Source organism: Streptomyces sp. NPDC097107, from assembly GCF_044762405.1.
GTDB lineage: Bacteria > Actinomycetota > Actinomycetes > Streptomycetales > Streptomycetaceae > Streptomyces > Streptomyces thinghirensis.
Map to the genome: position 1 here is coordinate 244,968 of NZ_JBIWEF010000003.1, position 24,661 is coordinate 269,628.

The window sequence follows — 24,661 nt, forward strand, 5'->3', positions numbered from 1 at the left end:
GGAGCGCATCCGGCGGACGGGACCGGGCAGAAGCCGGTGTGTCACGTCCACCCCGGTAACTCAATCATTGAGATTGTTTATGATCGAGTCACTTCCGTGCCGCTGGAGACCTGGAGACCCGAAGCCCGATGTCCATGCCCTCCCGACGAGCCCGCTGGCTCGTCCCCGTCGTCCTCCTCCTGATCTGGCTCGGCATCGGCGGAACGCTCGGCCCTTACGCCGGAAAGCTCGGCGAGGTCGCCACCAACGACCAGGCCGCCTTCCTGCCCCGCAGCGCCGAGTCCACCCGGGTCGTCGACGCGCGGAAGGCCTTCCAGCAGGACGAGACCCTCCCGGTGATCGTCGTGTGGACCGCGGACGGCGGCGGCGCCGTCACCGAACACCGGGCGGCCGCCACCCGGTCGGTCGCGGGCCTCGAAGGACGGCCCGGCATCGTCGGTCCCGCGACGCCCGCCCTGCCCTCCGACGACGGCGCGGCCCTCCAAGCCGTCGTACAGGTCGAGCCCGACCTCGGCGACCGCCTGCCCGCAGTCCTGGAGGGCATCGGGGACGCCGCCGGGCAGGTGGCCGGCACCCAGGCGCAACTCGCCGGGCCGGCGGCCTCCCAGGCCGATCTCTCCGACGCCTTCGCGGGCATCGACGGGCTGCTGCTCGGCGTCGCACTGGTCACCGTGCTGGTGATCCTGCTGCTCGTCTACCGCAGTGTCCTGCTGCCCCTCGTCATCATTCTCGGCGCCGTCTTCGCACTGGGCCTGGCCTGCGCGATCGTCTACGCGCTCGCCGACCGTGACGTCGTACGCGTCGACGGACAGGTCCAGGGCATCCTCTCCATCCTGGTCATCGGCGCCGCCACCGACTACGCGCTGCTGCTCACCGCCCGCTACCGCGAGGAACTGGCCAGGCACCCGGACCGTTTCAGCGCCGTCCGCGCGGCCCTGCGCGCTTCCTGGGGAGCGGTCGTCGCCAGCGCGGCGACCGTCGCCCTGGGCCTGCTGGCGCTGCTGCTCAGCGACCTGACCAACAACCGCGCGCTCGGACCCGTCGGGGCCATCGGCATCGTCTGCGCCGTACTGAGCACGCTCACCTTCCTGCCCGCAGTCCTGGTCCTGCTCGGCCGGGCAGCCTACTGGCCGGCCAAGCCCGTCCGGACCGGCGATCCGGACGCCGGGCACCGCCTGTGGCACCGCATCGCCGAACTCGTGGACCGGGCCCCGCGCCGCATCTGGGCGATCTCCCTCGCCGCGCTCCTCGCCTGCGCCGCGTTCTCGCCGACCCTGACCTCCAAGGGCGTACCGCTGGACGAGATCTTCGTGAACGACGCGCCCTCCGTCGCTGCCCAGCAGACCCTGGCGCGGCACTTCCCGGGCGGCTCCGGCAACCCCGCCGTGATCATCGCGGACGCCGACCGTCTCGACCCCGTCCTCGCCGCGGCCCGCGACACCCGCGGCGTCGCCACCGCCGCCGCGGTGACCGCCTCCGGCCGGCCCGGCGGCGGTGAGCCGAACGTGGTCGACGGGCGCGTACGGATCGACGCGACGCTCCAGGCGCCCGCGGACAGCGACGCCGCCAAGAGCACCGTGGCCCGGCTGAGGTCGGCCGTCCACGGCGTGCCCGGCGCGGACGCCCTCGTCGGCGGCTACACCGCCCAGCAGTACGACACCCAGCGCACCGCCGAACACGACCGCACGCTCATCGTCCCCGTGGTCCTCGCCATCATCCTGGTCATCCTGATCGTCCTGCTGCGTTCCCTGCTGACGCCCGTGCTGCTCGTGGCGACGGTGGCGCTGAACTTCCTGGCCACGCTGGGCGTCTCGGCCCTCGTCTTCACCCACGTGTTCGGCTTCAGCGGCACCGACGCGTCCGTGCCGCTGTACGGGTTCGTGTTCCTGGTCGCCCTCGGCGTGGACTACAACATCTTCCTCATGTCCCGGGTACGGCAGGAATCGCTGGACCACGGGGTGCGGGAGGGCATCCTGCGGGGTCTGACCGCCACCGGCGGCGTGATCACCTCGGCCGGCGTCGTCCTCGCCGCCACGTTCGCCGCCCTCGGGGTGATTCCGCTGGCCTTCCTCGTGCAGATCGCCTTCATCGTGGCCTTCGGTGTCCTGTTGGACACGCTCGTCGTGCGCTCGCTGCTCGTACCGGCGCTCGCCCGCGACATCGGCGCCGCCGCGTGGTGGCCCGGGCGACTCGGCCGCCGCTCACCGGCCGGGGCGGCCGAGGCGTCCGCTTCCCGCCCCGGGGGCGGCGACTGACCCCTCGGGGGCTCACCCTCCGGGGGCGTCGCTCCCGGAGGGCGCGAGGGGACGCACCGTGCCCATGAAGCGCCGGACGGCGATTTCGATGACGACCCGCTCCGGGTTCGCCCGCGGCTGCCGGTAGCGGGCCGCGTACCGTGCCTCCGCGTCGCGGACCGCCTCGGCGTCGTCCCGCACGGTCGCGACGCCCTCCAGGGTGGACCAGCGCCGGCCGTCCACCTGACCCACGGCGACGACGGGACTCTCCGCCCGCTCGACGTTGCGCACCTTCGCGGTGCCCCGGCTCGTGATGACGCGTGCCGTACGGGTGCCGGGGTCGTACGTCACCCCGATCGGCACCAGGTGCGGGGTCCCGTCGGCACGCCGGGTCGACAGGAAGCACACCCGGCGCTCCTGCCAGAAACGCACGAACTCCGTATCCGCGTCCGTGGCGTGCGGTTCCTCAGTGTTCACCGGATCTCCTTGCGTGAGCTGTGCTTGTTCCCGTCCGGGACGGCATCGTCAGTGCCTCGGCCGGTTCGCGCGGCCGCGGCAGCCCGGCAGGGCCCGGTGTCCCCGCCCCGGGCCGGCGACCAGGACGACGGGGCCGCGCCGGGCGCCTCTGGCGCCCCACCGCGTGTCGGCGAGGTGGCGGGTGAGGGCGGAGTCGGCCGTGGACCGCGTCCGGGACCACGGCACGACGGCACGCGGTCCCTCACCGGGTACGGCGGAGCGTGGCGAGATCAGTATCCGCCGGGCCCGGTCCCGCGCCGTCGTCGCTCACACCTTCCACCCCGGACACCCCCACACCATACGACGCACATTCGCTGCGAGTTGCCGCCCGTGGCCGTCGTTTCAGGCTGGGACGGTCGGAGGTGTCCGCGTCCAACGAAGCAGCCGGACCGGCAGGGCCGGACGACTCGTGAAGGAGCAGCAGCCATCTTTACCGCACAGTGGCCCCCCCGGGGGCCCGCCCCCGCTCCGTCCCTCTCGCCGGCGGCGGCCGCGGAACCGCCGGCCGAGGAGGACCTGGCCGAAGGGTTCGTGCGCGGCGAGGGGGGCGTGCCTGGCGGCCGCCTGTCACCGATGGAGCGGCCTCGTGTTCACGCCGGCGCGGCGGGCGCTGGGCGACGCCCGGGGGGCGGAGGACGCCACCCAGGTCGTGTTCCTGGCCGCGTGGCCGGGCCGTCACACCTTCGTGCCCGTGCGCGGCGTACCGGCCGCCGGCTGGCCGGCATCGCCCGGCGCAAGATCGCCGACGCGCTGTCCGCCCGCACCCGGCGCGCCGAGCTCGTCGCGGCGGCCGGCACCCGGCTCGCGCAGACCGCGTCCGACACGGCCAACCGGCCGGAAGCCGTACTCGACCGGGTGGTCGTCGGCCAGGAGCCGGCCAAGCTGCCCGCACCGCAGCGCCGTGTCCTCGGCCTCGCCTGCTACGGCGGCCTGACGCACACGTTGTACGACGACCTGACGCACACGCAGATCGCCCGGCTGGCCGGATGGCCCCTCGGTACGGTCACGAGCCACGCCCGCCGCGGCCTGCGCCGGCTCGGCCATCGGCTGCGGGAGGCGGACGTGCCGCGGACCCCTCGTAGCTCCGCCGCAAGAGTGATGCGAGCCATCGAGGAGGCTGACGCGAAACGGCGGAACGATCCCGCCAGTGGGTGACACCGGCCCGCCGAACGGGAAGCCGTGTCCCGTAGGTCCGCGCACCGCCGACGGGACGGAGTACAGGAGATGGCCGGCACGACAGGTGAGACCCGAGCGGCCACGACGGCGCCGAACAGCATCCGGCTGCCCGGCATCGTCCTCGGGGTCGGGCTCGGCGGCTTCGTCGACGGCATCCTGCTCCACCAGCTCCTCCAGTGGCACCACATGCTCACCAGCACCAACGACGACCGCATCGGTGTGAAGTACTACAACCCGAACACCGTCTCCGGGCTGGAGATGAACACGGTGTGGGACGGCGTCTTCCACACCGTGTGCTGGATCGCCGTCCTGCTCGGCCTGGCCCTTCTGTACTCCCGGGTCACACACAACCGGCGGGCGGTGTGGGCCTCGCGGGTGCTGTGGGGCTGGATCCTCGTCGGCTGGGGCCTGTTCAACCTGGTCGAAGGCGTCCTCGACCACCACGTCCTGGGCATCCATCATGTCTACGCCGGCCCGCACCAGGCATGGTGGGACGCCGGCTTCCTCGCCCTCGGAGCCCTGTTCCTGGTCGGCGGTCTTCTGCTCCAGCGCGGTGGACGGCCCTTCGGCCCCGACGCCCCCCGCGGCACCGCACGGCCCCGGGGCCAGGCCTGATGGACGGCGGCGGCGCGCACGACGGCACCCACCCCGTGCCCCACGACGGCTCCGGCAGCGGCGAAGGGGTACTCGACGCGCTGCCCACCGTGCTGGTCCTCGCGACCGTCCTCGCCGCGGCCGGGGGCTACCTGCTCGCCGTACGCCGCGCTCGTCGCCGCAACCCGGCGCAGGGCTGGAGCGGTTGGCGGTCGGCGGCGTTCCTCGGCGGGCTGGCGCTGCTGGCCGTCGCCCTGCTGCCACCGCTGGGACCGGCCGCGCACCACGACTTCCGGGGGCACATGGCCCAGCACATGCTGATCGGCATGTACGCCCCGCTGGCACTGGTGCTGGCCGCGCCGGTCACCCTGGCACTGCGCACCCTGCCACCGGCCGGCGCCCGCCGGGTGACCACCCTGCTGCACGGCCGCCCCGCGCGGCTGCTCACCCACCCCGCGGTGGCGCTCGCGCTGAGCACCGGCGTCCTGGGAGCGCTGTACTTCACCCCGCTGTACGACACGGCGATGAGCCATCCCGCGGGGCACTGGCTGATGAACGCCCACTTCCTGGCCGCCGGATGCCTCTTCGCGCACGCCGTCGCCGGCCCCGACCCCGCCCCCGCGCGGCCCGGCGTCCCGGTCCGGCTGGTGTACCTGGGCGTCGCGATCGCCGCCCACGCCCTGATCGCCCAGGCGATGTACGGCGGTTTCCTCGTCCACATCCACGCGCCCGTCGACCAGGTCCAGCAGGGCGCGGAGATCATGTACTACGCAGGGGACATCGCCGAACTCCTGCTCGCCGCGGCACTGGTGGCCACCTGGCGCCCCGAGCGCCGGAGCCGGCGCCCGCGGACCGGCCGGGGAGCCGTGCCGGCGGGACCGGCGTCGTCAGGCGGCGCCCCGGCCGGGTGAGCGGTGCCCGGCCGGCTCCGGATTCCGGGCCGGCCGGGCCTCCTCGGCTCTGCCGCCCGGAACGAGACGCAAGTGCCGGCGCCGGGAGTGCCGGGCCTGGCCCGCATCGCCGAACAGCCGGTCCTCCAGGTACGTCATGGTGAACAACAGCAGCCCCATTCCGGGCAGCAGCAGGACGGCAACGATGACCACGCCGCAGGCCCCCTCCGCTGTGGATGACTTCCTTCCGGGTGCCCGGGCCGGCGCCGGCGATGGGCCGGTGTCGAGTGAAGATGACGCAACCCCCGGACATACGGGGCAAGCGGGCGAAATGGCTGTGCCCGGGCCGAAGCGCGCCGGGCGTCATGTTCGAGCCGTCCTTGGGTAGGCGGCCCCGACGGCAGAGACGTAGTCCCCAGGAACGGAGCGCTCGAGCCGATGCCGCACGCCTCCCCATCCACCGGCCCGGCCGGCGACCCGCGGTTGGCGGCCTCGTGGTAGGGCTGGATCGGCGACCACGGCCGCTCCCTGCGCCAGGACCCGGACTTCGAGGACCTCCTGCTCGAGGACCCCGCGGTGTGGGGCGCGCAGTCCCTGGACGCCGACGGCGTGCTCGTGCGCCTCGCGGTCAAGACCGTGCCGCTCCAGCAGTGGGGCGTCCCCCGTGAGCTGCGGCGCCGGGTCAAGGACGCCCTGGACGCGGCCGGTATCGACATCCCGTTCCCGCAGCGGACGGTCTGGGTGCGCACCGACGCGCAGGACTCCGAGCCCGGCGCCCTGATGCGCTGACTCGCGTGGGGCGGGTGGGACCGGCGGTGTGTCTTGCCGGATCGGCAAATTTCTTTGCCGGCCCGGCGCCCGCCGGTGCAGCCTGCGTATGGCGGGGCGCGCGGCCGTAGCGCGTCCCGCCGAGCAGACCATCCCGCCCCCAGGAGGCACCATGTCCGACACGCCCGCCCCGGCCCCCGCCGCGGAGTTCTGGGAGGCCCGCTACCGCGACACCGGCCGTGTCTGGAGCGGCCGCCCCAACGCCCTGCTGGTCCGCGAGGCGAGCGACCTCGCCCCCGGCACCGCCCTGGACCTGGGCTGCGGAGAGGGGGCGGACGCCGTGTGGCTGGCCTCGCGCGGCTGGCGGGTCACCGGCGTGGACATCGCCGGCACCGCGCTCGACCGTGCCGCCGGGCACGCCGCCGACGCCGGGGTCGGCGACCGCGTCGCCTGGGAACGCCACGAGCTCGGCCAGTCGTTCCCCGAGGGCACGTTCGACCTGGTGAGCGCCCACTACCTGCAGTCCCCGGTCGCGCTCGACCAGCAGGCAGTCCTGCGCGACGCCGCGCGGGCCGTGGCGCACCGCGGCACCCTGCTGATCGTCCTGCACGCCGGCTGGCCCTCCTGGCAGACCGAACCGCCGTTCGACGCCGTCTTCCCCACCCTGGAAGGGGTTATCGGCGAACTCGCCCTGCCCGACGGCGAGTGGACCGTCGAGACCAAGGAGACGGTCCGGCGGCCGAGCGCCTCGCCCGAGGGGGTCGAGGGCTTCCGCGAGGACCACGTGTGGCGCCTGCGGCGAGTGGAGTAGACGAGATGTATGTCCTATTTGTTGAAGAAGTTACCTTCTGAGAATTTTGAGAAGAGAGGCATGCTTTGCGGCTTCCCGGACACCTGTGGTGTGAAGGCCATTGGCTACCAGAGGGAGATGGTGAAATGCCTTCCAAGGACAAGGTGCTCGAGGAAGTCCGCACCGAGAACATCGACATCGAAGCGGTACTCGACCCCGCCGAGCCCGACGGAGTCTTCCGCGACAGCCGCGAGTGCGCCGCACTCGCCCTCCAGTCCGGAGGTACCTCTCTGCTGCTTTCGCCGCCGACCCCGCGCCCGAAGAAGGGTTGACGGACCGACGGGAGCAGTGAGATGGAGCAGTCGAGCACGTCAGCCCTTCTCCAGGGAACGGTGCTGGACCTCGCTTCCGACGTGGTCTCCGCTCTTCGGAGCGGAGACCACGTGCGAGCGGGGGGCACCCTCACCGGAGGTGGAGCGGGCGAAGGCGTCGCACGTGCGGCGGTCCGCGTTCTGGGCGCCGACACGCTGTTGCCCACCGTCCTCCTGCGCGTTCCGCCCGACCCTGGGCAACTCGCCGTGTTCAAGGACGCGGTGGCGGCCCATCCGCCGCGGGACGACGCGGCCCCCGCCGTCGTATGGAGCCACTGGGCCATGGCCCGTGCCCTGCGCCGGCTCGAACCACCCTTGAACGACCCGCTCGCCGGCGACCCGGGCGCGGAACCCGGCGCCGGCTGGCTCGACGACGCGGGCTGGCAGTTCCTGACCCACCAGCTCGCCGTACTCGCCCCGCTCGCGCTGCCCGGCGAGGAGTGCGCGGTGACCCGTGCGGCCCGGCGCCGTCCGGTGGACGTCGCCCGCGGCTTCGTACGGGCGGTGCGCCGCCGTGACTGGCAGCAGGCCGCCGGAGCCGGGCGCTGGCTCACCCTCCTGGACGGGGTGCCCGACACCCTCGGCCTCGAGGCGGGCCTCGACTTCGTACGGCTCATGGGCGGCAGCGACCCGCGGGTGGCCCTGCAACTGGAGGCGGCACGGCTGATGCCGGCCGGAGTCCTCCTGTGAGCGTCCGGGAGGTCGAGGAGACCGCACTGGAGTGGGTGTGGGCCCACCGCGACCGCTTCGCCCTCGGCGACGACGCACTGGCCGCCGACGGCCAGGTGAACCGCACCTGGAAACCACTGGGCGAACTGGCCCAGGTCTGCGCGTCCGTGTCCGCCTGCACCCCGCCGTCGGACCCGGTCCACACGCGCGTGTCCGACCTGCTGGACTTCGCCTGGCAGCAGACCCGCCAGGGCGAGCTGTTCCTGCTGATGCAGTCGCTGGAACCCTTCGCCACCTACCCGCTGGAGGTGTACGCGGCCTTCGCCTCGGCCGGCCACCGGCACCCCGGCTACGAGGCGTCCGCCGCCGTGGTGGCCCGTACCCGCGGCTGGCGGCTCACCGAGCAGTACCCCACCCGGCGGCTCGGCGTCATCGAGGCCGAGCGGCGCAGCGGCCTGAGCCCGCACGGCCGGGTACCGCAAGCGCTGGGCCGCACCTGGCTGGGCGGCCTGCCGGAACCCTGGACCTTCGAACGCGCGGCCGGTTACGCGCTCACCCACGTCGTCTTCCACCTCACCGAATGGGGACGCACCGCCCAGGGGGTGCCACCGGACCTCGCGGACTATCTGCGGCACTGGCTGCCGCCCTGGCTCGACACCTGCCTAGAGGCCCGGATGTGGGACCTGAGCTGCGAGTTGCTGGCGGTGGCGGCGAGCGTGCCGCACCCGCCTGACCCCGCCGCCCTGGACGACGCCTGGCAGCGCGTCGCGGCGGCACAGCACGCCTCCGGCGCGATCCCCGAGGAGGGCGCCGTCCAGGACGCCACAGGGTCCGCCGACGGAGCGGACCCCTACGCCTTCACCGACTGCTACCACTCCACCCTGATGGCGGCGTTCGCGGCGGCCCTCACCACGGCACGGCTGAGGGACGTGGACCACGCCGGACAAGGAGTGCCCGGATGACGGACACCCGCCTGATCCACCGCGTCGGAGTCGGCGCCCTGGAGTGGCTGTGGGCCCACCGCGACGGCTTCCGGCTGGAGCCGGACGTGGACCCCGAGGTCGGCTTCCTGGAACGCTTCAAGCCGATCGGGGAACTCGCCCTGATCTGCAAGGTGCTCTTCCGCGAGGGCGTCGCCGGCTCCCGGCAGGCGCAACTCGCCCGCCGACTGCTCGACCACACCTGGCGCGAGACCCTGGACGGCGGCCGCATGCTGGTGCGCGGGCAGCGCATCGAGCCGTTCTCGCCGGTCCCCTTCGAGGTGTACCTGCCGTTCAAGGAGCTGGGCTACAGCCAGCCCGAGGTGGAGCGGGCCACGGTCCTCAACCACCGGCTGGACAGCTGGACGCGGTTCCCGGTGACACCGACCCGGCGCCTGGGCCTGTCCGCCTTCCAACGCCGCTTCGGCCTCACGGCGCGGCCGCCCGAGGCCGACCTGGCGGCCACCACCTGGCTGGCCGGCACCCCCGAACCCTGGACGGTCGAGGGCCACACGGCCTACGACATCACCCACACCGTCTTCCACCTCACCGACTGGGGCGAGAACCCGGACGGCCTGCCGCCGGCCATCGCCGACTACCTCGCCGCCTGGCTCCCGGTCTGGATCGACGACTGGCTGGACCTCGAACGCTGGGACCTGCTCGGCGAACTCCTCGTCGTCGACGCCTGCCTGCCCCGGCCCACCCTCGACGAGCCCGCCTGGCAGGGCTTCGCCGCCGCTCAGCAGCCCGACGGCGCCATGCCGGCCGTACGGACGATGCCCGAGGGCGACCCCGGGGCGGTGTTCGACATCGTCTACCACCCGACGCTGGTCGCCGCCTTCGCCTCCCTGCTGGCCACGTCCCGCGCCCTCACCGAGCTGGCGCCCACCGGCTCATGACGGACCGCCGCACGCCCTGGCCGGGCGACCCCGCCGAGCACGAGGACACCCCACCGCAGCGCGCACACCCCGGACCCGCCGACGAGGCGGCCCTGCGTGAACGGCTCGCGGACGCCGTCGACGCCTCCGACGCACCCGACGTCGTCTTCACCGTCTCCCGGCACGGCCGGCGCACCCTGCACACCGGCGGCACCGCCCCGCCCCCCACCGTCCCCCGCGAGGACCTGCGCTACGAGATCGGGTCGGCCTCCAAGACCTTCACCGGACTGCTCCTGACCCGGCTGATCCGGAGCGGTGTGCTCACCGGCGGCGAACCGGCCGCCGCCTGTCTGGACCCCGCCCGCCCGGCCGGCCCCGACCCCGTGACGCTCGCCCACCTCATCACCCACACGTCGGGACTGCCCGCCCTGCCGGCCGACTTCGTCCCCCGCGCCCTGCCCGCCTGGCGCACCAACCCCTACGCCCGCTACCCGGCCGAACGGCTGACCGGCGCCTTCCTGCGGCACCGCCCCAGGCACCGCCCCGGAACCCGCTGGCACTACTCGAACTACGGCGTCTCCGTGCTCGGACACGCCGTCGCCGCGGCCACCGGCACGGCATGGGAGGACCTGCTCACCGCCCACGTCCTGCGCCCGCTCGGCCTGAGCGGTACGGCCCTGCGCGCGGAGGACCCCAAGACCGACGCCACGGGGCACCGCAAGGACGGCCGCACCCCCGTCCCGGCCTTCGACGCGGGCGGCTTCCAGGCGGCCGGGGCCGTCCGGTCCACCCCGCACGACCTGCTCGCCTTCCTCGAGGCCCACCTGGACCCGGCCGGCTCACCGGCAGCCGACGCGCTGCGTGCGGTGCGGGTGCCGGTACTGAGGCGCGGGCTGGGGCACCGGCACGTGCACACGGTGGCGTGGTTCCGGCACCCCACCGACGGCGGACCGATGTACTTCCACAGCGGCGCCACCCTCGGCCAGCAGGCGTTCCTGGGCTTCCGGCCCGACACCGGCACGGCCCTGGCCGCGGTGTGCACCCGGCGGTTCCGCGCCCGCGACCCGTTCATCGCCACCGCCTACGCGTTCCTCGCCGGGGAATGACGAAGGCGCGGGGCCGCCTCCAGCAGCGACCCCGCGCCCGCCGCCGCACGGCGGCTCACCGTCCGTCAGACACGCTGCCACAGGGCCGGCGTGCTCTCCGGCGACCAGACACCCTGCGCCTGGTGGTTCTGCAGGCACCGGTACCGCAGGCCGGCGTGGGACACCGTGGCCCCCGCCTCGTAGACCCGGCCCGCCGCCCAGGCGTCCGCCGCCGCGTTGTCCTGCGGCGCGGGCGTTCCGGCCGAGGCGGAGGTGGTCTTCAGGGTGAGGCCGAAGTCGCTGAGCAGCGGGTTGATCGGCTGGTAGAACGTGGTCCCGCCGTTCGTGCAGTCACCGGAGCCGCCGGACGTGGTGCCCTGCGCCTGGGCGCCCGCGACGAACGGGCCGCCGGAGTCACCGGGTTCGGCGCACACCGTGGTCCCGGTCAGTCCGCCGACGGTGCCCTGCGGGTAGCTGACGCTCGTGTCGTGCTGCTGGACCGTGCCGCAGTGCCATCCGGTGGTGGAGCCGGAACGGCACACCGAAGCGCCCACGAGCGCCTCCACCGAGCCGGCGACCTGCACCTTCTCGCCGCCCTCCGCCTGCACGTCCGGTGTGGCGGCCCAGTCGGCGTTGACACCCACCCAGGCCATGTCCTTGACGGGGAAGGTCGAGGCCTCGAAGGTGCCCTGGTCGGCCTCGTTGAACCCGGTGGTGGTGGCGCCCGGGGTGCCGCAGTGACCGGCCGTGGCGAATCCCTGCTGGTCGTCCTTGGTGACGGAGAACCCGATCGAGCAGCGGGCCTGACCGTCGATGTAGTAGGCGTCGCCGCCGACGAGGTCCTCCAGCACCCGCGGCCGGTCCGGCGAGACGCGGACGCCCACACCCCGGCCCGCGATCCCGGCGGCCTTGACGAAGGCCGACGCGGCCCGCTCGCTGGTGGCCTGCACCATGACCCGGTTGGCCTTCACGTCGACGTACCAGACCGGCGTCTCGGGGGTCCGGGTACGCACGGCGGCGGCGTCCAGCTTCTCCTTCACCGCGCGGAGCTCGCCCAGCCCCCGCTCGACGACCGCGGCCTCGGCACCCTGCGCCCGGATGGCGGCGGTGTCCGCGGCGTCGGTCGTGGCGACGGTCAGCTCGGCCGAGGTCGCGCCGCTCACCCAGGCCCCGGCGAAGCGGTCGCCCAGGGCGTTGCGCAGCATGCCCGCCCGGGTGCCGGCCTCCGCCTCGTTGACCAGCCGGGCGGTCGCCTGCCCCGGCGTCAGGTTCAGGTCGCGCTGCATCGCGCGCAGCATCTGTGCCGGGGCTTGGCCGGCGCCGACCGTCCGGGCGGCGCCGGGCTGCGCCCCCGGGACGGGCGGGGGCGCGGCCGCGGCGGCTGCGGGGAGTGTGGTCAGGACCAGGGCGCCGAGCGCGGTCAGGGCTGCGCGGCGGCTGCGCGCGGCATGTCTGCCGACCATGCGATGTGCCTCCTTCGGGGGCTGTGCGAGACAGCGGGGATCGGTGAGTGACCGTGGGTTACGGTGCGACTGCGGCGAAGTCACAGTCCTTGCCGGGAAGACCCGCGGGAATGCCGGGTCCGGGCGTCTTTCGCGCTATGGGGGACGCGGTGGGCGGCAAGTGCAGTACGCGCACGCGCACGCCGGGCCGGGTTCAGGCGGGATTCAGTCCCGGGGCGCCGGCCTCGGTGACGAAGGACGCGGCCGTGCTGATGGGCGCGCCGGGCGTGCTGATGGCGGAGACCGTCCTGAAGTCGAGGCGGGCGGCCTGGTGGCCGAGTTCGACCCGGACGTAGCCGCGCCTGCCGTCGTAGTACTTCATGTGCGGGTTGGCCTCCATGTACAGGTCCCAGTCGGCGGGCCGTTCCACTCCGTCCCGGCCGCTGGCCACCGAGGTGCAGGTGACCTCCGTGCCGACCGTGGCGGACGCCGGGTCGTCGAAGTTCTCCTTGACGTCGAGGGCGTAGCCCACGTGCACGTCGCCGGTGAGGATCAGCCAGTTCTCGATGCCGGCGGCCTGCGCCCCGGCGACGACCCGGGCGCGTGAGGCGCGGTAGCCGTCCCAGGCGTCCATCGAGAGCGGCGCGTCGGCGGTCACGTCGAACTTGCGCTGCGAGAAGCAGACCTGCTGGGGCATCACGTTCCACAGCGCGGTCGAGCTCTGCCAGCCGCCGAGCAGCCACTGCTCCTGCGCGGTGCCGGTGATGGTGCGCGCCGGGTCGTCCGACTCGGGCCCGGGGGCGTGCGGGCGGTCGTCGTAGGCCTGGTCGGAGCGGTACTGCCGGGTGTCGAGGATGTCGAACTGGGCGAGCGTGCCCCAGTGCAGCCGGCGGTACAGCTGCGCGTCCGGGCCCTGCGGCAGCTGTGCGGCGCGCAGCGGCTGGTTCTCCCAGAACGCGCGGTAGGCGGCCGCCCGCCGCAGCAGGAACTCCTCCGGCGGGATGGCGTTCTCCGGGATGCTGCCGGCGTAGTTGTTCTCGGTCTCGTGGTCGTCCCAGGTGACCACGAAGGGGTGCGCGGCGTGGGCCGCACGGAGGTCCTCGTCGTTCTTGTAGAGCGAGTAGCGCAGCCGGTAGTCGGCGAGGGTCATCGTCTCGCGGTTGAACACGTCGGGCAGTACGACGTCGGTGTAGCGGCGCTCCCCGCCCTCCGAGTTGACCGCGTACTCGTACAGGTAGTCGCCGAGGTGGAAGACCACGTCGACGTCGTCCTGGGCGAGGTGCCGGAGCACCGTGTAGTAGCCGTCCTGGTAGGCCTGGCAGGCGACGGCCGCCAGTTTCAGCCCCGACGTGGCGCTGCCCGCCGGCGGCGCGGTGCGGGTGCGGCCGGCCGGGCTCAGCCAGGTGCCGGTCCGGAAGCGGTAGTAGTACACCGTGCCCGGCGTCAGGCCCTTCACGTCGACGTGCACGCTGTGGTTGTACTCGGCGTGGGCGTCGGCGGTGCCCCGGAACAGGACGGCCGCGAAGTACTCGTCGAGCGCCACCTCCCATTCGACCGTGACCCGCTCCGTGCCCATCCCGCCGTCCTCCAGGAACGGTTCCGGGGCCAGCCGGGTCCACAGCAGCACCGAGTCCGGCTGGGGGTCGCCGGAGGCGACGCCGAGGGTGAACGGGTCGCTGCTGATCCGGGCGCTGCGCAGCGGGGCGGCGGCCGCGCCGCGGGCCGGCAGGTTGGTGGAGAAGGCGAGCGCGGCGGCCGCCGCGGTGACGGTGAGGAAACGCCGGCGGCCCAGGTGCCGGGCGGCGGCGCCCATCACGGCGTCGTGCGGGGAGAAGGCGTGCTCGGCCAGTCGGCTGTGACGGCCCGTGGGCGCCATCTGGTGTCCTCTCGTACGGGGCGGGCGGTCCATGGGCGAGCGGCACGGGGATCCGGGTGGGGCCCCGGGCGGTCGCCCCACGCACGCCGGCACGGGGTACTCGCGCCGGGGCGAGCCGGTGTGCGCCGTCCGCGCTCGGGCCTCGTCGCGCGGTGGCGCCGGCCCGCGATGCGTGGACCCCGCATGCTAAGCAGACAAAACACCCGAAATCGGCATGACTTGCGGAGTGATCACACAGGAGGGGGTACGCGCGTGTGGGCGTCGGCCGTCCGGGGCACCCGGAACGGACGGTGAGCGGGTACACGGGTGAGAAGGGCGGCGGGCCGAGCCGATGGCGAGGAAACGGCGCTACGAGGTGGCGGCCTCCGGTCGCCGGTGGGACCCGGAGGACGGCCGCTGGCTGCCGTCCGGCGAGGTGCACGCGTGGGAGCAGGGCATGAACCAGACGGTGTGCGGTCTGTCCCTCAACCGTTCGCAGCTGTCCAGGTTTTCGGCGATCCCCTGGACCGACGTGCTGCCCGAGTCCGGCGGCGCGGCCGACGCGGTCCGCCGGGTCTGCCCCCGCTGCGCCGCCGCGGCCGGCCGCCGGGGCGCGGACGCCCGGTCCGGCTGGCGGCGCACCAACCCGCGGCCCTGACCTGCGCCCGCGGGGACCGGGCGGACGGTCCGGCCACCGGGACGCCGCTGTCCGCCGCCTACGACGGCAGCGGCGAGCGGCTGACACGGATCTTGGACTGGCCGTGCGGCCGCTTCTCCCAGTCCGCCATGAACCGCGCGTGCAGGCCGTGCCTGCGGGCCAGCGTGAGCAGGGTGTCGGTGCGGTAGTAGAAGTCCTCGCGGAGCACCTGGTGTTCGGCGCCCTCGGTGCGGTCGAAGGTGAAGTCGAAGAACCCGGTGTCGGTCAGGACGCGGCCGACGTGGGAGAGGCACTCCTCGATCACGTTCAGCGGCGAGTGCGAGAAGACGCTGTGCGCGTGCACGACGTCGAAGTGGTCGCCCGGCAGGAAGTCGAGGGTGAGGTCCCCGGTGATGGTCAGGTGGGGCAGCTTGGCCTGGAGCCCGTGCTCGGTCAGGGTCTTCTTGGCGGCGATCAGTATGTCCGGCGAGATGTCGATGCCGTAGTAGTGCCCCGCGTCCAGGTGGTCGATGAAGTGCCGGCCCCCGCGCAGGTTGCCGCAGCCGATGTCGAGCATGTGGTGCTCGGGACGCAGCCCGTGCTCGATCAAGTACTCGAACTGCATCTGCCCGAGCGCCAGCCACCGGTCGTGGGTCTGGCTGCCGACCGCGGCCTCCGGGCTGCGGCGGGCGTCTGAGGCCATCACGGCCCGGTAGTAGCCGACGTGGTCCGGGTGCTTGATCCGCAGCCACGCGTCCCGGCCGGCCCGGCGCACGTAGGGGCCGACGCGCTCGGGATGGCGCAGCGCGTACGTGACCTTGTGCCTGAGCGCGGCACGGTTGCTGCGCAGCTTCTTCGGGGACCTGGCGTCCTCGGGCATGGGATCGATCCTCCGTGTGAGCGTGGGGACGGACGGTGCCGCAGAGGGTGTCAGACCCGGCGGCGCGGCGACAGGACCGTGGTGACGGCGAGTCCGGGTGCGAGGCCGCCGAGGAAGGCCGTGTCGATCCGCCCGGAATATCCAGTAGTCGCCGATCGGGCGCCGGTCTGGACTGTCAGTCCAGGCTGTGGACGTGTAGTCTAAGATCTCCGGAACCGAGTAGTGAGGCCTCTGATGAGCGAACCGGACCTGGACGCCGAACGGGACGCCGTCCTCGCCGCCCTGCGCCCCGTCGTGGACGGCATCGCGGCGACGTTCGGACCGGTCTGCGAGGTGGTCCTGCACGACTACCGACGCCCCGAGCGGTCGGTCGTGGCCGTCGCCGGCTCGGTGACCGGACGGACGGTGGGCGGGGCGATGAGCGAGATCGGCATGCGCGTGCTGGCCCGCGGCGACGAGGCCCGGGACGAGCTGAACTACGTCACGCGGACGGCCGACGGCACCCTGCTGAAGTCCTCCACCATGGTGCTGCGCGACTCCACCGGGGCCGTGTTCGGCGCCCTGTGCGTCAACCTGGACGTCACCGCCGTGGACCGGACCCAGTCCCTGCTCGGCGCCCTGGCCGGCACCGCGGCCGGCTCCGCCGACCCACCGGCGACCACCTTCGCCGACGACATCGACGCGGTGGTCGACGCCATCGTGGACGCCCACCCGCTGCGCCGGGACAGCAGCTGGGCGGCGCTGGAGCGCGCACAGCGACTGGAGCTGTTCCGCGACCTGGACGGGCGCGGCGTGTTCGCCGTACGCCGCTCGGTCGAGCAGGTCGCCGCCCGGCTCGGCATCTCCCGGGCCTCCGCCTACAACTACCTCTCCCAGGCCCGCGCCGCGGCCGACCCGGCCGCCGACCCCGCTGGAGGACACGCGTGACGACCACCACCCCGCCGGTCACCCTCGACGACGTCCGCTCCGCCGCCGCCCGCCTGCGGGGCGTCGCGCACCGCACCCCGGTGCTGCGCTCGCGCACCCTGGACGCCCTGGCGGGCGCCGACACCTTCCTCAAGTGCGAGAACCAGCAGCGGGTGGGCGCCTTCAAGTTCCGCGGCGCCTACCACGCGGCCTCCCGCCTCACGCCGGAACAACTCTCCCGCGGCATCGCCGCCTACTCCTCCGGTAACCACGCCCAGGCGGTCGCCCTCGCCGCGCGCGAGCTGGGCACCACCGCCGTGATCGTCATGCCCGAGGACGCGCCGCCCTCCAAGCGGGCGGCCACCGCCGGATACGGCGCCGAGATCGTCACCTACGACCGCTACACCGGCGACCGTGTCGCCGTCGCCGAGGCCCTGGCCGCCGAACGCGGGCTGAGCCTGATCCCGCCCTACGAGCACCCGCACGTCATCGCCGGACAAGGCACCGCCGCCCTCGAACTCGTCGAGGAGACGGGACCACTGGACACCCTGATCGCACCGGTCGGCGGCGGCGGACTGATCGCCGGGAGCGCCACCGCCGTCAAGGGTCTGCACGCCGGCACCCGGGTCATCGGCGTCGAACCGGAGGCCGGCGACGACACCAAGCGGTCCCTGGAGGCGGGTCGGCGCGTCACCGTCCCGGTCCCGCGCACCATCGCCGACGGCCAGGCCCTGCACACCCCCGGCGAGCTGACCTTCTCCCTCAACCGGCGACTGCTCGACGGGATCGTGCTGGTCAGCGACGACGAGATCCGGGATGCGATGCGCTTCGCCTTCGAACGGCTGAAGACCGTCCTCGAACCGAGCGGCGCCACTCCGCTGGCCGCCCTCCTCACCGGCCGCGCCGGCCCGCTGACCGGCCGCGTGGGCGTGATCCTCTCCGGCGGGAACGTGGACGCCGAACGCTTCGCCCGTCTGTGCGGCACACCGCGCTGACCGTGAGCGTCCCCCGGATGGCGGCCCCGAGTTGACAGGCGGACGATGGAGTGGTGGGGCCAGGGAAAGGAGAAGCGTCATGTTCGAGGCAAAGACGCTCGACAAGCCGGACGAGCGGCGCGATTTCCCCCGCGGGCACATCGAGGCCGTGCACATGGGAGGGCTCGACTTCGCCGTCGCCACCTTCGAGCCGGGCTGGCGCTGGTCGGAGTCCGTAGCTCCCATCGCGGGCACCGACAGCTGCATGATCCACCACAACTGCTATGTGGTCGAGGGACGCATGCACGTCCGCATGGACGACGGCGCCGAGAGCGAGGTGGGCCCCGGCGACGTCTTCGTCTGCTCGCCCGGCCACGACGCCTGGGTCGTGGGCGACGGACAGTGCGTCGTCTACGACTTCGCCGGAGGCATGGCCAAGGAGTACGCCAAGGCCGAATAGGCGGAGACCGGCACGTCACACGAGGAACCGCGGGCAACGAGAGGAGGGGGTGGCCGTCGCGACGGCCACCCCCTCCGGCTCCCGGCTCACGCGGCCTGCGCCACCGCCCCGACCGCCGGCGTACGCAGCACCCGCCGGGCCGTCACCAGGCTCGTCCCCAGCGTCACCGCCGCCGACACCGACACCATCGCGAGCCAGACCCCGAGGAACTGGTCCGGAAGCACCGCGTCGGTACGCACGACCGTGAACGGCACCACCCCGGCCAGCGCGGCCACCGTGCCGAAGAACACCCCGGTGACCGTCAGAATCGCGCTCTCGGCGCCGACCACACCCAGCACCTGCCCCGGAGTCGCACCCGCAAGCCGCTGCTGCCCGAACTCACGGGAGCGGTACGTCGTCGCCGCGTACAGCGAGTTGACCAGCATCACGCCGACGAACACCGCGATGATGCCGACCACCGTGAGATTGAGCGTCTCCAGGTTCTTGGCGTCGACCGACTTGACCAGACCGGAGGCCCGCACGGCGTCGCTCTCCACCGCCTGCATGGTCACCGTGGCGGTCGACACCGCCGTGAACAGGATCAGCGACATGAGGATCCCGGCGAGGTGACCGGCCCGCTCCCGCAGATTGCGTACGGCCAGCCAGCCGCTCGCCCCGCTCAGCGGCAGCCGGTGCAGCACGCCCCTCAGCAGCCGCGGCGACAGCAGCGCGAAGCCGACCGACAACAGGATCGCCCCGTAGGCCGGCGGCGCCATCAGCCCCTCGTCCGATGCGGACAACAGGAAGGTGGAGCAGGCACCCGCGGCACCGGTGACCAGCGCGGCGTACGTCAGGAACCGCCGGGCTCCCGCCCGCTCCCTGCTGCCCCGCGTCACCCGCCGCACCGCCAGGAAGGCGGCGCCCGCCGACGCGAGCAGCGTGATGTGCACGCCGCTCATCAGCGCGATCGGGCCGAAGGAGTACCCGACGGACCGCGCCACCTGGCCGCCGTCCTGGAACATCTCCAGCAGCGCCCGTCCACCGAGCATCGCCGGACCGATCGCCAGCGCCGTGCCCACCAGCGCCACGGCCACCGCCTCACCCACGACCATCCGCTTGATCTGGGCGGGGGTCGCCCCCGAGCAGCGCAACAGCTCCAGCTCGGCGGCCCGCTGACGCACGTTGACCGTCAGCGTCGAGGCCACGGCGAAGAACACCAGCAGGGACCCGTAGCCGCCCACGACCCCCGCCGCCGTGCCCAGCGTCTCCGAGCTGACCGGATCCACGCCGTCCTGTCCCGCCGTGTCGTGCATCGAGTTGAACACCATGATGATCGCCGCGCCCAGGAAGGCGGACAGCAGAGTCGCGAGAAACCGTCCGGGGCGTTGCCGGATCGACCGCAGGGCCAGTACGAACATCGTTCACACCCCCGTCGGCACGTCGTCGCCGAGGTGCGCCAGCCGCTCCGCGACCGCGTCCGGCGTCGGAGAGTCCATCCGCCCCGCGAGCCGGCCGTCGGCGAGGAAGACGACCGAGTCGGCGTACGAGGCGGCCACCGGGTCGTGCGTCACCATCACCACGGTCCGGCCGTGCACCCGCACCGCTCCCTGCAACAGCAGCATCACCTGCCGTGCGCTGCGTGTGTCCAGCGCGCCCGTCGGCTCGTCCGCGAAGATCACCCGGGGCTCGGTGACCAGGGCACGGGCGATCGCCACCCGCTGCCGCTGACCGCCGGAGAGCTGGTCGGGACGGTGCCCGAGCCGGTCCCCGAGGCCGACGGTGGTCAGGATCTCGCGGGCCCGCCTCCGGTCGACCCGGCGCCCGGCGAGCTTCAGCGGCAGCACCGTGTTCTGTGCGACCGTCAGCGTCTCCAGCAGGTTGTACTGCTGGAAAACGAACCCGACCCGGCCGCGCCGGAACTTCGTCAGCTCCGCCTCGCCGCCGCCCGTCAGCTCGGTGCCGTCCACGCACACGATGCCGCTGTCCGGCCGGTCGAGACCCGCCGCGCACTGCAGCAGCGTGGACTTGCCCGAGCCCGACGGTCCCATCACCGCGGTGAACGTGCCGCGCCCCAGGCTGAGCGTCACCCCGTCCAGCGCGGTCACGGCGTTCTCGGCGGTGCCGTAGGTCCGGGTCACCTTGACCAGCCGCAGCGCCTCCGGGGCGGGGCCCGGGTCGTGGTCGGCTCGTGCGCCGGTGCGGAACATCGTCATCACCCTCCGTGCGGCACGCCCTGTGCGCTGCCTCACCGAGGACGCTACGGAGCGGGACGCCGGGGCACACTGGGCGCAGAGCCCCTATCGGAGGGTGTACTCAGCGACACCAGGGCCAGGCATCCGTCCGGACCGCTCACCGCCTGCCCGCTCACCGCCTGCCCGCTCACCGCCTGCCCGCTCACCCCTCCACCAGCACCACCTCCAGCGTGCGCGGACCGTGCACCCCCTCGACCCGGTCCAGCTCGATGTCACTGGTCGCCGACGGACCGGAGATCCAGGTCGACGGACGGGCGGGGTCCAGGCGTTCGAGGGCCTGGGGAACCGATGACACCACCTGGTCCGGCACCCGTACGACGCAGACGTGGTGGTCGGGGACGAGGGTGATGCGGCGGCGGCCCTGGTCGGGGGAGCCGTCCAGGACGATGGTGCCGGTCTCGGCGACGGCGACCGCGCAGCCCGTGACCACGCTGTCGGCCCGGTCGAGGTCCTGCGGGGTGCTCGCCGCGCGGTCGTGGACGCGGGTCGCGTCGACCGCCTTGAGCCAGTGCGGAGGCAGCTTTGGCGGAACCACCACGCTCTGCGAGCCGCGTGCCGCCAGAAGCCGCATCAGCAGCTCGGGCAAGTGCGCGTCCGTGCACCGGTGCACGATCGCCCGGTAGTCCGCCAGGTTCCCGGCGAGCAGGTCCACCGTCTCGGCGGCGCCGCGCCGCCCGTGCTCGCGCAGATAGTCCCGCACGACCGGAGCCTCGTCGGCCGGCACGTCCGCGAGAGCACGCCGTACCCGGCCCAGAACGCGTTCCCTGCTGCTCACTTCGCCCCGTCCTTCCCACCGCGCGTACGCTGCCACCAGTCGCGGAACGGCTCCGCGGGAACCTCGGGAAGATCCCGGCTGCCGCTCCACGCCCGGCCCGGTCCGGGGAGCGTGCGGGGATGGAGCCGCCGGGTCCGCGACGTCAGCCGCTGCCCGGCACGCAGCGCGCCCGGGTGCGTGAACGCCCACTGCGCCGCCCGCATCGCCGCCCGCTCGGCGGCATGCCCCCTGGCCGGCTTCAGGACGACCCGGTTGCCCTGCCGGACGGCCGTGCCGCCCTGCACCACCCGCTCCCGCAGGTGGACCAGGACTTCGGGGATGTCGATGGCGACCGGGCACACCTCGTAGCAGGCACCGCACAGCGAGGACGCGTACGGCAGGGAGGCGTCGATCTCGCTGCCCGTGCCCCGCAGTTGCGGGCTGAGGATGGCCCCGATCGGGCCCGGGTACACCGAGCCGTAGGCGTGGCCCCCGGCCCGCTCGTAGACCGGGCAGACGTTGAGGCACGCCGAGCAGCGGATGCAGCGCAGTGCCTGGCGGCCGACCTCGTCGGCGAGGGTGTCGGTGCGGCCGTTGTCCAGCAGGACCAGGTGGAAGGCACGGGGGCCGTCGCCGTCGGTCGTGCCCGTCCACATGGACGTGTACGGGTTCATCCGCTCGGCGGTGGACGAGCGGGGCAGGAGCTGGAGGAAGACCTCGAGATCACGCCAGGTGGGAACCACCTTCTCGATGCCGACGACCGAGATCAGGGTCTCGGGCAGGGTCAGGCACATCCGGCCGTTGCCCTCGGACTCCACGACCACGAGCGTGCCGGTCTCGGCGACCATGAAGTTGGCGCCGGAGATGCCGACCTTGGCGCGCAGGAACTTCTCCCGCAGGTGGAGCCGGGCCGCCTCGGCGAGTTCGGCGGGCGTGTCGGTCAGGCCCTCGGGGGCCGGGCGGCCCCACTCGCCCATCTCGGAGCGGAAGATGTCCCGGATCTCACCGCGGTTGCGGTGGATCGCCGGCACCAGGATGTGCGAGGGCCGGTCCCCGCCCAACTGCACGATCAGCTCGGCGAGATCGGTCTCGTAGGCGCGGATGCCCTCCGCCTCCAGCGCCTCGTTGAGACCGATCTCCTGCGTCGCCATCGACTTGACCTTGACGACCTCCGACTCCCCGGTCGCCTTCACCAGGTCCGCGACGATCCGGTTGGCCTCCTCGGCGTCGGCGGCCCAGTGCACCGTCCCCCCGGCCGCCGTCACCGCCTCCTCCACCCGCACCAGATACCGGTCCAGATACCGCAGCGTGTGATCCTTGATCCGCTTCCCGGCCTCCCGCAGCTGCGCCCAGTCGTCCAGCTCCGCGACCGCCCGGGCCCGCTTGTCCCGGATGGTGTGCGTCGCGTGCCGCAGATTCCCGCGCAGCCCCGGATCGTGTACGGCCGCACGCGCGGCCTCGGGAAAGGCCGGCATCCCCAGGTAGGTCCCGCTCATACGGTCACCGCCTCCTCCGCGCCCGCCAGGATCTCCGCGATGTGCACCGGCCGCATGCCCGTCCGCAGCCGCGTCATGGTCCCGCCGATGTGCATCAGGCAGGAGTTGTCGGCCGCGCACAGCACCTCGGCGCCGGTGGACTCGGCGTTGCGCACCTTGTCCGCGCCCATCGCGGCCGACACGTCGGAGTTCTTCACGGCGAAAGTGCCGCCGAAGCCGCAGCACTCCTCGGCGCCCGGCAGCTCGACCAGCTCCAGCCCCTTCACCGCCTCCAGCAGCCGCCGGGGCCGGTCGCCGAGGCCCAGACTCCGCAGCCCGTGGCAGGTCGGGTGGTACGTCACCGTGTGCGGGTAGTACGCCCCCACGTCCGTGAGCCCCAGCACGTCCACCAGGAACTCCGTCAGCTCGTACGTCTTCGGTCCCACCGGCGCCACAGCGGCCGCGAGCTTGTCCCCGCGCCCCTCCGCCCGCGCCCGCTCACCCATCCGCGGATACAGCTCCCGCACCATCGCCCCGCAGGAAGCCGACGGCGTCACGATCGCCTCGTACTCCGCGAACACCTCCGAGAAGCGCCGGGCCAGCGGCTCCGCCTCGTGCCGGTACCCGGTGTTGTAGTGCGCCTGCCCGCAGCACGTCTGGGCCATCGGGAAGTCGACCTCGACGCCCAGTCTGGTCAGCAGCTTCACCACGGCACGGCCGGTGTCCGGATACAACGTGTCGTTGACGCAGGTCAGGAACAGGGCGACACGCATCGCGGCTCCTTGTGATCGGCCGGCTCGAACATCGTGATCATCGGATGGACCGCAGGGTAGTCGGCATACCCGGGCAGGGGGAGACCCCCGTCGGCGCGTCCCTCCAGGCCGCCCGCTTCCGGCTGCCGCGCCTGACGGGAGCCTCCGCAGGGCGGCGCGGGTAATGTGTGAAGGTCTTCCGGCCGCCCACGTCCCGGTGCGTTGCCCAGCCCGACCCTGGAGGTCCCTGCCCGATGGCCCATTCGGTGGGTATCAAGGACGTCGCCCGAGCCGCCGGAGTATCCGTGGGCACGGTCTCCAACGTCATCAACCGCCCCGACACCGTGGCGACCGAGACCCGCGCGCGCGTACTGGCCGAGATCGACCGGCTCGGCTACGTCCGCAGCGAGTCCGCGCGCCAGCTGCGCGCGGGCCGCAGCCGCATCATGGGGCTGCTCGTCCTGGACATGGGCAACCCCTTCTTCGTCGACGTCGCGCGCGGCGCCGAGCGGGCCGCGCGCGACGCCGGGCTCGGCGTGATGGTCTGCAACAGCGCCCAGAACCCGGGGGAGGAGGCCGAGTACCTCTCGCTCTTCGCCGAGCAGCGGGTCCGCGGCGTACTGCTGACCCCGGCCGACGCCACCGGCCGCAACATCGAGGGCTTCCGGCGGCACAACATCCCCTTCGTGCTGGTCGACCGTGTCGCCGAGGGCACCACCGAGTGCTCCGTCTCCGTCGACGACGTCGCGGGCGGTGCCCTGGCGGTACGTCACCTCGTGGACGCCGGACACCGCTCCATCGCCTACGTCAGCGGCCCGCCCGGCCTCAACCAGGTGCGCGACCGCCGCACCGGCGCCCTGCACGCGCTCGCCGAGGCCGGACTGGGTCCCGACGCGCTGCGCGAACTGCCCACCGAGCGGCTCGACGTCGCCGCGGGCCGGGACGCCGGCGCCCGCCTCCTCGGCCTCTCCGACCGGCCGACCGCCGTCTTCTGCGCCAACGACCTCCTCGCCCTCGGCGTCCTCCAGGCCGTGTACGCCGCCGGGGTCGGCGTCCCCGACGACCTCGCGATCGTCGGCTACGACGACATCGAGTTCGCCGCCGCCGCGGCCGTCCCGCTCACCTCCGTGCGCCAGCCGGCCGTCACCATGGGCGCCATGGCCGCCGGGCTGCTGCTGGAGGAGACGGAGTCGCAGGGCGCGGACCGGGCCCACACACACCGGCGGGTCGTGCTCCGGCCCGAACTGGTCGTGCGGCGTTCCAGCCTCGCCGCCCGCTGACCCGTCGTTCAGCGCGAATCTTCCCTCCCGGGGGTCGGACGCCGCAGAACCGTGTGCTGAACTG

26 protein-coding genes are annotated in these 24,661 nt (G+C 73.4%); 16 read left to right on the plus strand and 10 right to left on the minus strand.

Translation table 11 applies throughout. From position 1 onward, the window contains the following. The first annotated feature begins 128 nt into the window (after window positions 1–128). Entirely contained in the window at window positions 129–2,255 is a 2,127-nt protein-coding gene (locus ACIQ1J_RS08265) for an MMPL family transporter (protein ID WP_403555192.1), read from the plus strand. Window positions 2,256–2,267: 12 nt separating this feature from the next. Here the strand turns inward: ACIQ1J_RS08265 and ACIQ1J_RS08270 are convergent, their stop codons facing one another. After that, a complete protein-coding gene (locus ACIQ1J_RS08270; RefSeq protein ID WP_210963859.1) occupies window positions 2,268–2,711 on the minus strand; it encodes a TIGR03618 family F420-dependent PPOX class oxidoreductase in 444 nt (147 codons plus the stop codon). 702 nt (window positions 2,712–3,413) lie between these two features. On the opposite strand from ACIQ1J_RS08270, the gene ACIQ1J_RS08275 reads away from it, so the two are divergent. From ACIQ1J_RS08275 to ACIQ1J_RS08285, 3 genes are all read left to right on the plus strand, one after another. Further along, on the plus strand, window positions 3,414–3,905 hold the full coding sequence (locus tag ACIQ1J_RS08275; RefSeq protein WP_403555195.1) for an RNA polymerase sigma factor: 492 nt from the start codon (window positions 3,414–3,416) through the stop codon (window positions 3,903–3,905). 69 nt (window positions 3,906–3,974) lie between these two features. Further along, window positions 3,975–4,541 (plus strand): DUF2243 domain-containing protein, encoded by a 567-nt coding sequence (locus tag ACIQ1J_RS08280; protein ID WP_403555197.1) that lies wholly within the window; start codon window positions 3,975–3,977, stop codon window positions 4,539–4,541. Then, on the plus strand, window positions 4,541–5,431 hold the full coding sequence (locus ACIQ1J_RS08285; RefSeq protein ID WP_403555199.1) for a cytochrome c oxidase assembly protein: 891 nt from the start codon (window positions 4,541–4,543) through the stop codon (window positions 5,429–5,431). Before ACIQ1J_RS08280 ends, ACIQ1J_RS08285 begins: the two co-directional genes overlap by 1 nt. On the opposite strand, the gene ACIQ1J_RS08290 is transcribed toward ACIQ1J_RS08285, so the two are convergent. Further along, window positions 5,408–5,623, minus strand: coding sequence for a hypothetical protein (locus ACIQ1J_RS08290; protein WP_403555201.1), 216 nt, complete (start codon window positions 5,621–5,623; stop codon window positions 5,408–5,410). The two genes, ACIQ1J_RS08285 and ACIQ1J_RS08290, sit on opposite strands and share 24 nt — an antisense overlap. Before the next feature lie 345 nt (window positions 5,624–5,968). Here ACIQ1J_RS08290 and ACIQ1J_RS08295 point away from each other — a divergent pair, with 345 nt between their 5' ends. The 7 genes from ACIQ1J_RS08295 to ACIQ1J_RS08325 all read left to right on the plus strand — a co-directional run bounded on the left by ACIQ1J_RS08295 (window position 5,969) and on the right by ACIQ1J_RS08325 (window position 10,972). Then, window positions 5,969–6,199 (plus strand): hypothetical protein, encoded by a 231-nt coding sequence (locus ACIQ1J_RS08295; protein WP_403555807.1) that lies wholly within the window; start codon window positions 5,969–5,971, stop codon window positions 6,197–6,199. 151 nt (window positions 6,200–6,350) lie between these two features. Next, entirely contained in the window at window positions 6,351–6,989 is a 639-nt protein-coding gene (locus ACIQ1J_RS08300; RefSeq protein ID WP_403555203.1) for a class I SAM-dependent methyltransferase, read from the plus strand. A gap of 125 nt (window positions 6,990–7,114) precedes the next feature. After that, a complete protein-coding gene (locus ACIQ1J_RS08305; RefSeq protein ID WP_210963854.1) occupies window positions 7,115–7,300 on the plus strand; it encodes a hypothetical protein in 186 nt (61 codons plus the stop codon). Window positions 7,301–7,321: 21 nt separating this feature from the next. Next, window positions 7,322–8,029 carry a hypothetical protein gene (locus ACIQ1J_RS08310; RefSeq protein WP_403555205.1) on the plus strand — a complete coding sequence of 236 codons (708 nt, stop codon included), beginning with the start codon at window positions 7,322–7,324 and terminating at the stop codon, window positions 8,027–8,029. After that, window positions 8,026–8,970 carry a DUF6895 family protein gene (locus ACIQ1J_RS08315; RefSeq protein WP_210963852.1) on the plus strand — a complete coding sequence of 315 codons (945 nt, stop codon included), beginning with the start codon at window positions 8,026–8,028 and terminating at the stop codon, window positions 8,968–8,970. The genes ACIQ1J_RS08310 and ACIQ1J_RS08315 overlap by 4 nt, the downstream gene beginning before the upstream one ends. Continuing rightward, entirely contained in the window at window positions 8,967–9,887 is a 921-nt protein-coding gene (locus ACIQ1J_RS08320; protein ID WP_403555207.1) for a DUF6895 family protein, read from the plus strand. Before ACIQ1J_RS08315 ends, ACIQ1J_RS08320 begins: the two co-directional genes overlap by 4 nt. Next, on the plus strand, window positions 9,884–10,972 hold the full coding sequence (locus ACIQ1J_RS08325; RefSeq protein WP_403555209.1) for a serine hydrolase domain-containing protein: 1,089 nt from the start codon (window positions 9,884–9,886) through the stop codon (window positions 10,970–10,972). Before ACIQ1J_RS08320 ends, ACIQ1J_RS08325 begins: the two co-directional genes overlap by 4 nt. A gap of 65 nt (window positions 10,973–11,037) precedes the next feature. Here ACIQ1J_RS08325 and ACIQ1J_RS08330 read toward each other — a convergent pair whose 3' ends face one another. Both ACIQ1J_RS08330 and ACIQ1J_RS08335 read right to left on the minus strand, forming a co-directional pair. Beyond that, window positions 11,038–12,414, minus strand: a complete 1,377-nt coding sequence (locus tag ACIQ1J_RS08330; RefSeq protein WP_403555211.1) for an alpha-lytic protease prodomain-containing protein — start codon at window positions 12,412–12,414, stop codon at window positions 11,038–11,040. 193 nt (window positions 12,415–12,607) lie between these two features. Continuing rightward, window positions 12,608–14,269, minus strand: a complete 1,662-nt coding sequence (locus ACIQ1J_RS08335) for an alkaline phosphatase D family protein (RefSeq protein WP_403555213.1) — start codon at window positions 14,267–14,269, stop codon at window positions 12,608–12,610. A 331-nt stretch (window positions 14,270–14,600) separates the two neighbouring features. Here ACIQ1J_RS08335 and ACIQ1J_RS08340 point away from each other — a divergent pair, with 331 nt between their 5' ends. Beyond that, window positions 14,601–14,906, plus strand: a complete 306-nt coding sequence (locus ACIQ1J_RS08340) for a hypothetical protein (protein ID WP_403555215.1) — start codon at window positions 14,601–14,603, stop codon at window positions 14,904–14,906. A gap of 58 nt (window positions 14,907–14,964) precedes the next feature. Here the strand turns inward: ACIQ1J_RS08340 and ACIQ1J_RS08345 are convergent, their stop codons facing one another. After that, window positions 14,965–15,765 carry a class I SAM-dependent DNA methyltransferase gene (locus tag ACIQ1J_RS08345; protein WP_403555217.1) on the minus strand — a complete coding sequence of 267 codons (801 nt, stop codon included), beginning with the start codon at window positions 15,763–15,765 and terminating at the stop codon, window positions 14,965–14,967. A 234-nt stretch (window positions 15,766–15,999) separates the two neighbouring features. On the opposite strand from ACIQ1J_RS08345, the gene ACIQ1J_RS08350 reads away from it, so the two are divergent. The 3 genes from ACIQ1J_RS08350 (at window position 16,000) to ACIQ1J_RS08360 (ending at window position 18,105) form a co-directional block, all read left to right on the plus strand. Beyond that, window positions 16,000–16,692: a transcriptional regulator gene (locus ACIQ1J_RS08350; protein ID WP_403555219.1), complete on the plus strand. Its 693-nt coding sequence runs from the start codon at window positions 16,000–16,002 to the stop codon at window positions 16,690–16,692. Next, window positions 16,689–17,666 carry a pyridoxal-phosphate dependent enzyme gene (locus ACIQ1J_RS08355; RefSeq protein ID WP_403555221.1) on the plus strand — a complete coding sequence of 326 codons (978 nt, stop codon included), beginning with the start codon at window positions 16,689–16,691 and terminating at the stop codon, window positions 17,664–17,666. Before ACIQ1J_RS08350 ends, ACIQ1J_RS08355 begins: the two co-directional genes overlap by 4 nt. A gap of 79 nt (window positions 17,667–17,745) precedes the next feature. Beyond that, window positions 17,746–18,105 carry a cupin domain-containing protein gene (locus ACIQ1J_RS08360; protein WP_403555223.1) on the plus strand — a complete coding sequence of 120 codons (360 nt, stop codon included), beginning with the start codon at window positions 17,746–17,748 and terminating at the stop codon, window positions 18,103–18,105. A gap of 86 nt (window positions 18,106–18,191) precedes the next feature. On the opposite strand, the gene ACIQ1J_RS08365 is transcribed toward ACIQ1J_RS08360, so the two are convergent. From ACIQ1J_RS08365 to ACIQ1J_RS08385, 5 genes are all read right to left on the minus strand, one after another. Then, window positions 18,192–19,502, minus strand: a complete 1,311-nt coding sequence (locus tag ACIQ1J_RS08365) for an FtsX-like permease family protein (protein WP_403555225.1) — start codon at window positions 19,500–19,502, stop codon at window positions 18,192–18,194. A gap of 3 nt (window positions 19,503–19,505) precedes the next feature. Continuing rightward, the gene (locus tag ACIQ1J_RS08370) at window positions 19,506–20,291 is read right to left on the minus strand and encodes an ABC transporter ATP-binding protein (protein WP_210963896.1); all 786 of its coding nucleotides are present in this window, start codon (window positions 20,289–20,291) and stop codon (window positions 19,506–19,508) included. Between the two features lie 187 nt (window positions 20,292–20,478). Further along, window positions 20,479–21,111 carry a lactate utilization protein C gene (locus ACIQ1J_RS08375; protein ID WP_403555227.1) on the minus strand — a complete coding sequence of 211 codons (633 nt, stop codon included), beginning with the start codon at window positions 21,109–21,111 and terminating at the stop codon, window positions 20,479–20,481. Then, window positions 21,108–22,586 (minus strand): LutB/LldF family L-lactate oxidation iron-sulfur protein, encoded by a 1,479-nt coding sequence (locus ACIQ1J_RS08380; protein WP_403555229.1) that lies wholly within the window; start codon window positions 22,584–22,586, stop codon window positions 21,108–21,110. Before ACIQ1J_RS08380 ends, ACIQ1J_RS08375 begins: the two co-directional genes overlap by 4 nt. After that, window positions 22,583–23,338, minus strand: coding sequence for a (Fe-S)-binding protein (locus ACIQ1J_RS08385; RefSeq protein WP_403555231.1), 756 nt, complete (start codon window positions 23,336–23,338; stop codon window positions 22,583–22,585). Before ACIQ1J_RS08385 ends, ACIQ1J_RS08380 begins: the two co-directional genes overlap by 4 nt. A 233-nt stretch (window positions 23,339–23,571) precedes the next feature. On the opposite strand from ACIQ1J_RS08385, the gene ACIQ1J_RS08390 reads away from it, so the two are divergent. Beyond that, on the plus strand, window positions 23,572–24,597 hold the full coding sequence (locus ACIQ1J_RS08390) for a LacI family DNA-binding transcriptional regulator (protein ID WP_403555233.1): 1,026 nt from the start codon (window positions 23,572–23,574) through the stop codon (window positions 24,595–24,597). The last annotated feature ends 64 nt before the right edge of the window (window positions 24,598–24,661 follow it).

What these genes read in the sequence shown, in the direction of transcription:
- ACIQ1J_RS08390 (WP_403555233.1), top strand. Translation starts at nt 23,572, where the DNA reads ATGGCCCATTCGGTGGGTATCAAGGACGTCGCCCGAGCCGCCGGAGTA.
- ACIQ1J_RS08380 (WP_403555229.1), bottom strand. Translation starts at nt 22,586, where the DNA reads ATGAGCGGGACCTACCTGGGGATGCCGGCCTTTCCCGAGGCCGCGCGT.
- ACIQ1J_RS08285 (WP_403555199.1), top strand. Translation starts at nt 4,541, where the DNA reads ATGGACGGCGGCGGCGCGCACGACGGCACCCACCCCGTGCCCCACGAC.
- ACIQ1J_RS08370 (WP_210963896.1), bottom strand. Translation starts at nt 20,291, where the DNA reads ATGTTCCGCACCGGCGCACGAGCCGACCACGACCCGGGCCCCGCCCCG.
- ACIQ1J_RS08385 (WP_403555231.1), bottom strand. Translation starts at nt 23,338, where the DNA reads ATGCGTGTCGCCCTGTTCCTGACCTGCGTCAACGACACGTTGTATCCG.
- ACIQ1J_RS08280 (WP_403555197.1), top strand. Translation starts at nt 3,975, where the DNA reads ATGGCCGGCACGACAGGTGAGACCCGAGCGGCCACGACGGCGCCGAAC.
- ACIQ1J_RS08330 (WP_403555211.1), bottom strand. Translation starts at nt 12,414, where the DNA reads ATGGTCGGCAGACATGCCGCGCGCAGCCGCCGCGCAGCCCTGACCGCG.
- ACIQ1J_RS08320 (WP_403555207.1), top strand. Translation starts at nt 8,967, where the DNA reads ATGACGGACACCCGCCTGATCCACCGCGTCGGAGTCGGCGCCCTGGAG.
- ACIQ1J_RS08350 (WP_403555219.1), top strand. Translation starts at nt 16,000, where the DNA reads ATGAGCGAACCGGACCTGGACGCCGAACGGGACGCCGTCCTCGCCGCC.
- ACIQ1J_RS08310 (WP_403555205.1), top strand. Translation starts at nt 7,322, where the DNA reads ATGGAGCAGTCGAGCACGTCAGCCCTTCTCCAGGGAACGGTGCTGGAC.
- ACIQ1J_RS08335 (WP_403555213.1), bottom strand. Translation starts at nt 14,269, where the DNA reads ATGGCGCCCACGGGCCGTCACAGCCGACTGGCCGAGCACGCCTTCTCC.
- ACIQ1J_RS08305 (WP_210963854.1), top strand. Translation starts at nt 7,115, where the DNA reads ATGCCTTCCAAGGACAAGGTGCTCGAGGAAGTCCGCACCGAGAACATC.
- ACIQ1J_RS08325 (WP_403555209.1), top strand. Translation starts at nt 9,884, where the DNA reads ATGACGGACCGCCGCACGCCCTGGCCGGGCGACCCCGCCGAGCACGAG.
- ACIQ1J_RS08345 (WP_403555217.1), bottom strand. Translation starts at nt 15,765, where the DNA reads ATGCCCGAGGACGCCAGGTCCCCGAAGAAGCTGCGCAGCAACCGTGCC.
- ACIQ1J_RS08300 (WP_403555203.1), top strand. Translation starts at nt 6,351, where the DNA reads ATGTCCGACACGCCCGCCCCGGCCCCCGCCGCGGAGTTCTGGGAGGCC.
- ACIQ1J_RS08365 (WP_403555225.1), bottom strand. Translation starts at nt 19,502, where the DNA reads ATGTTCGTACTGGCCCTGCGGTCGATCCGGCAACGCCCCGGACGGTTT.
- ACIQ1J_RS08340 (WP_403555215.1), top strand. Translation starts at nt 14,601, where the DNA reads ATGGCGAGGAAACGGCGCTACGAGGTGGCGGCCTCCGGTCGCCGGTGG.
- ACIQ1J_RS08265 (WP_403555192.1), top strand. Translation starts at nt 129, where the DNA reads ATGTCCATGCCCTCCCGACGAGCCCGCTGGCTCGTCCCCGTCGTCCTC.
- ACIQ1J_RS08360 (WP_403555223.1), top strand. Translation starts at nt 17,746, where the DNA reads ATGTTCGAGGCAAAGACGCTCGACAAGCCGGACGAGCGGCGCGATTTC.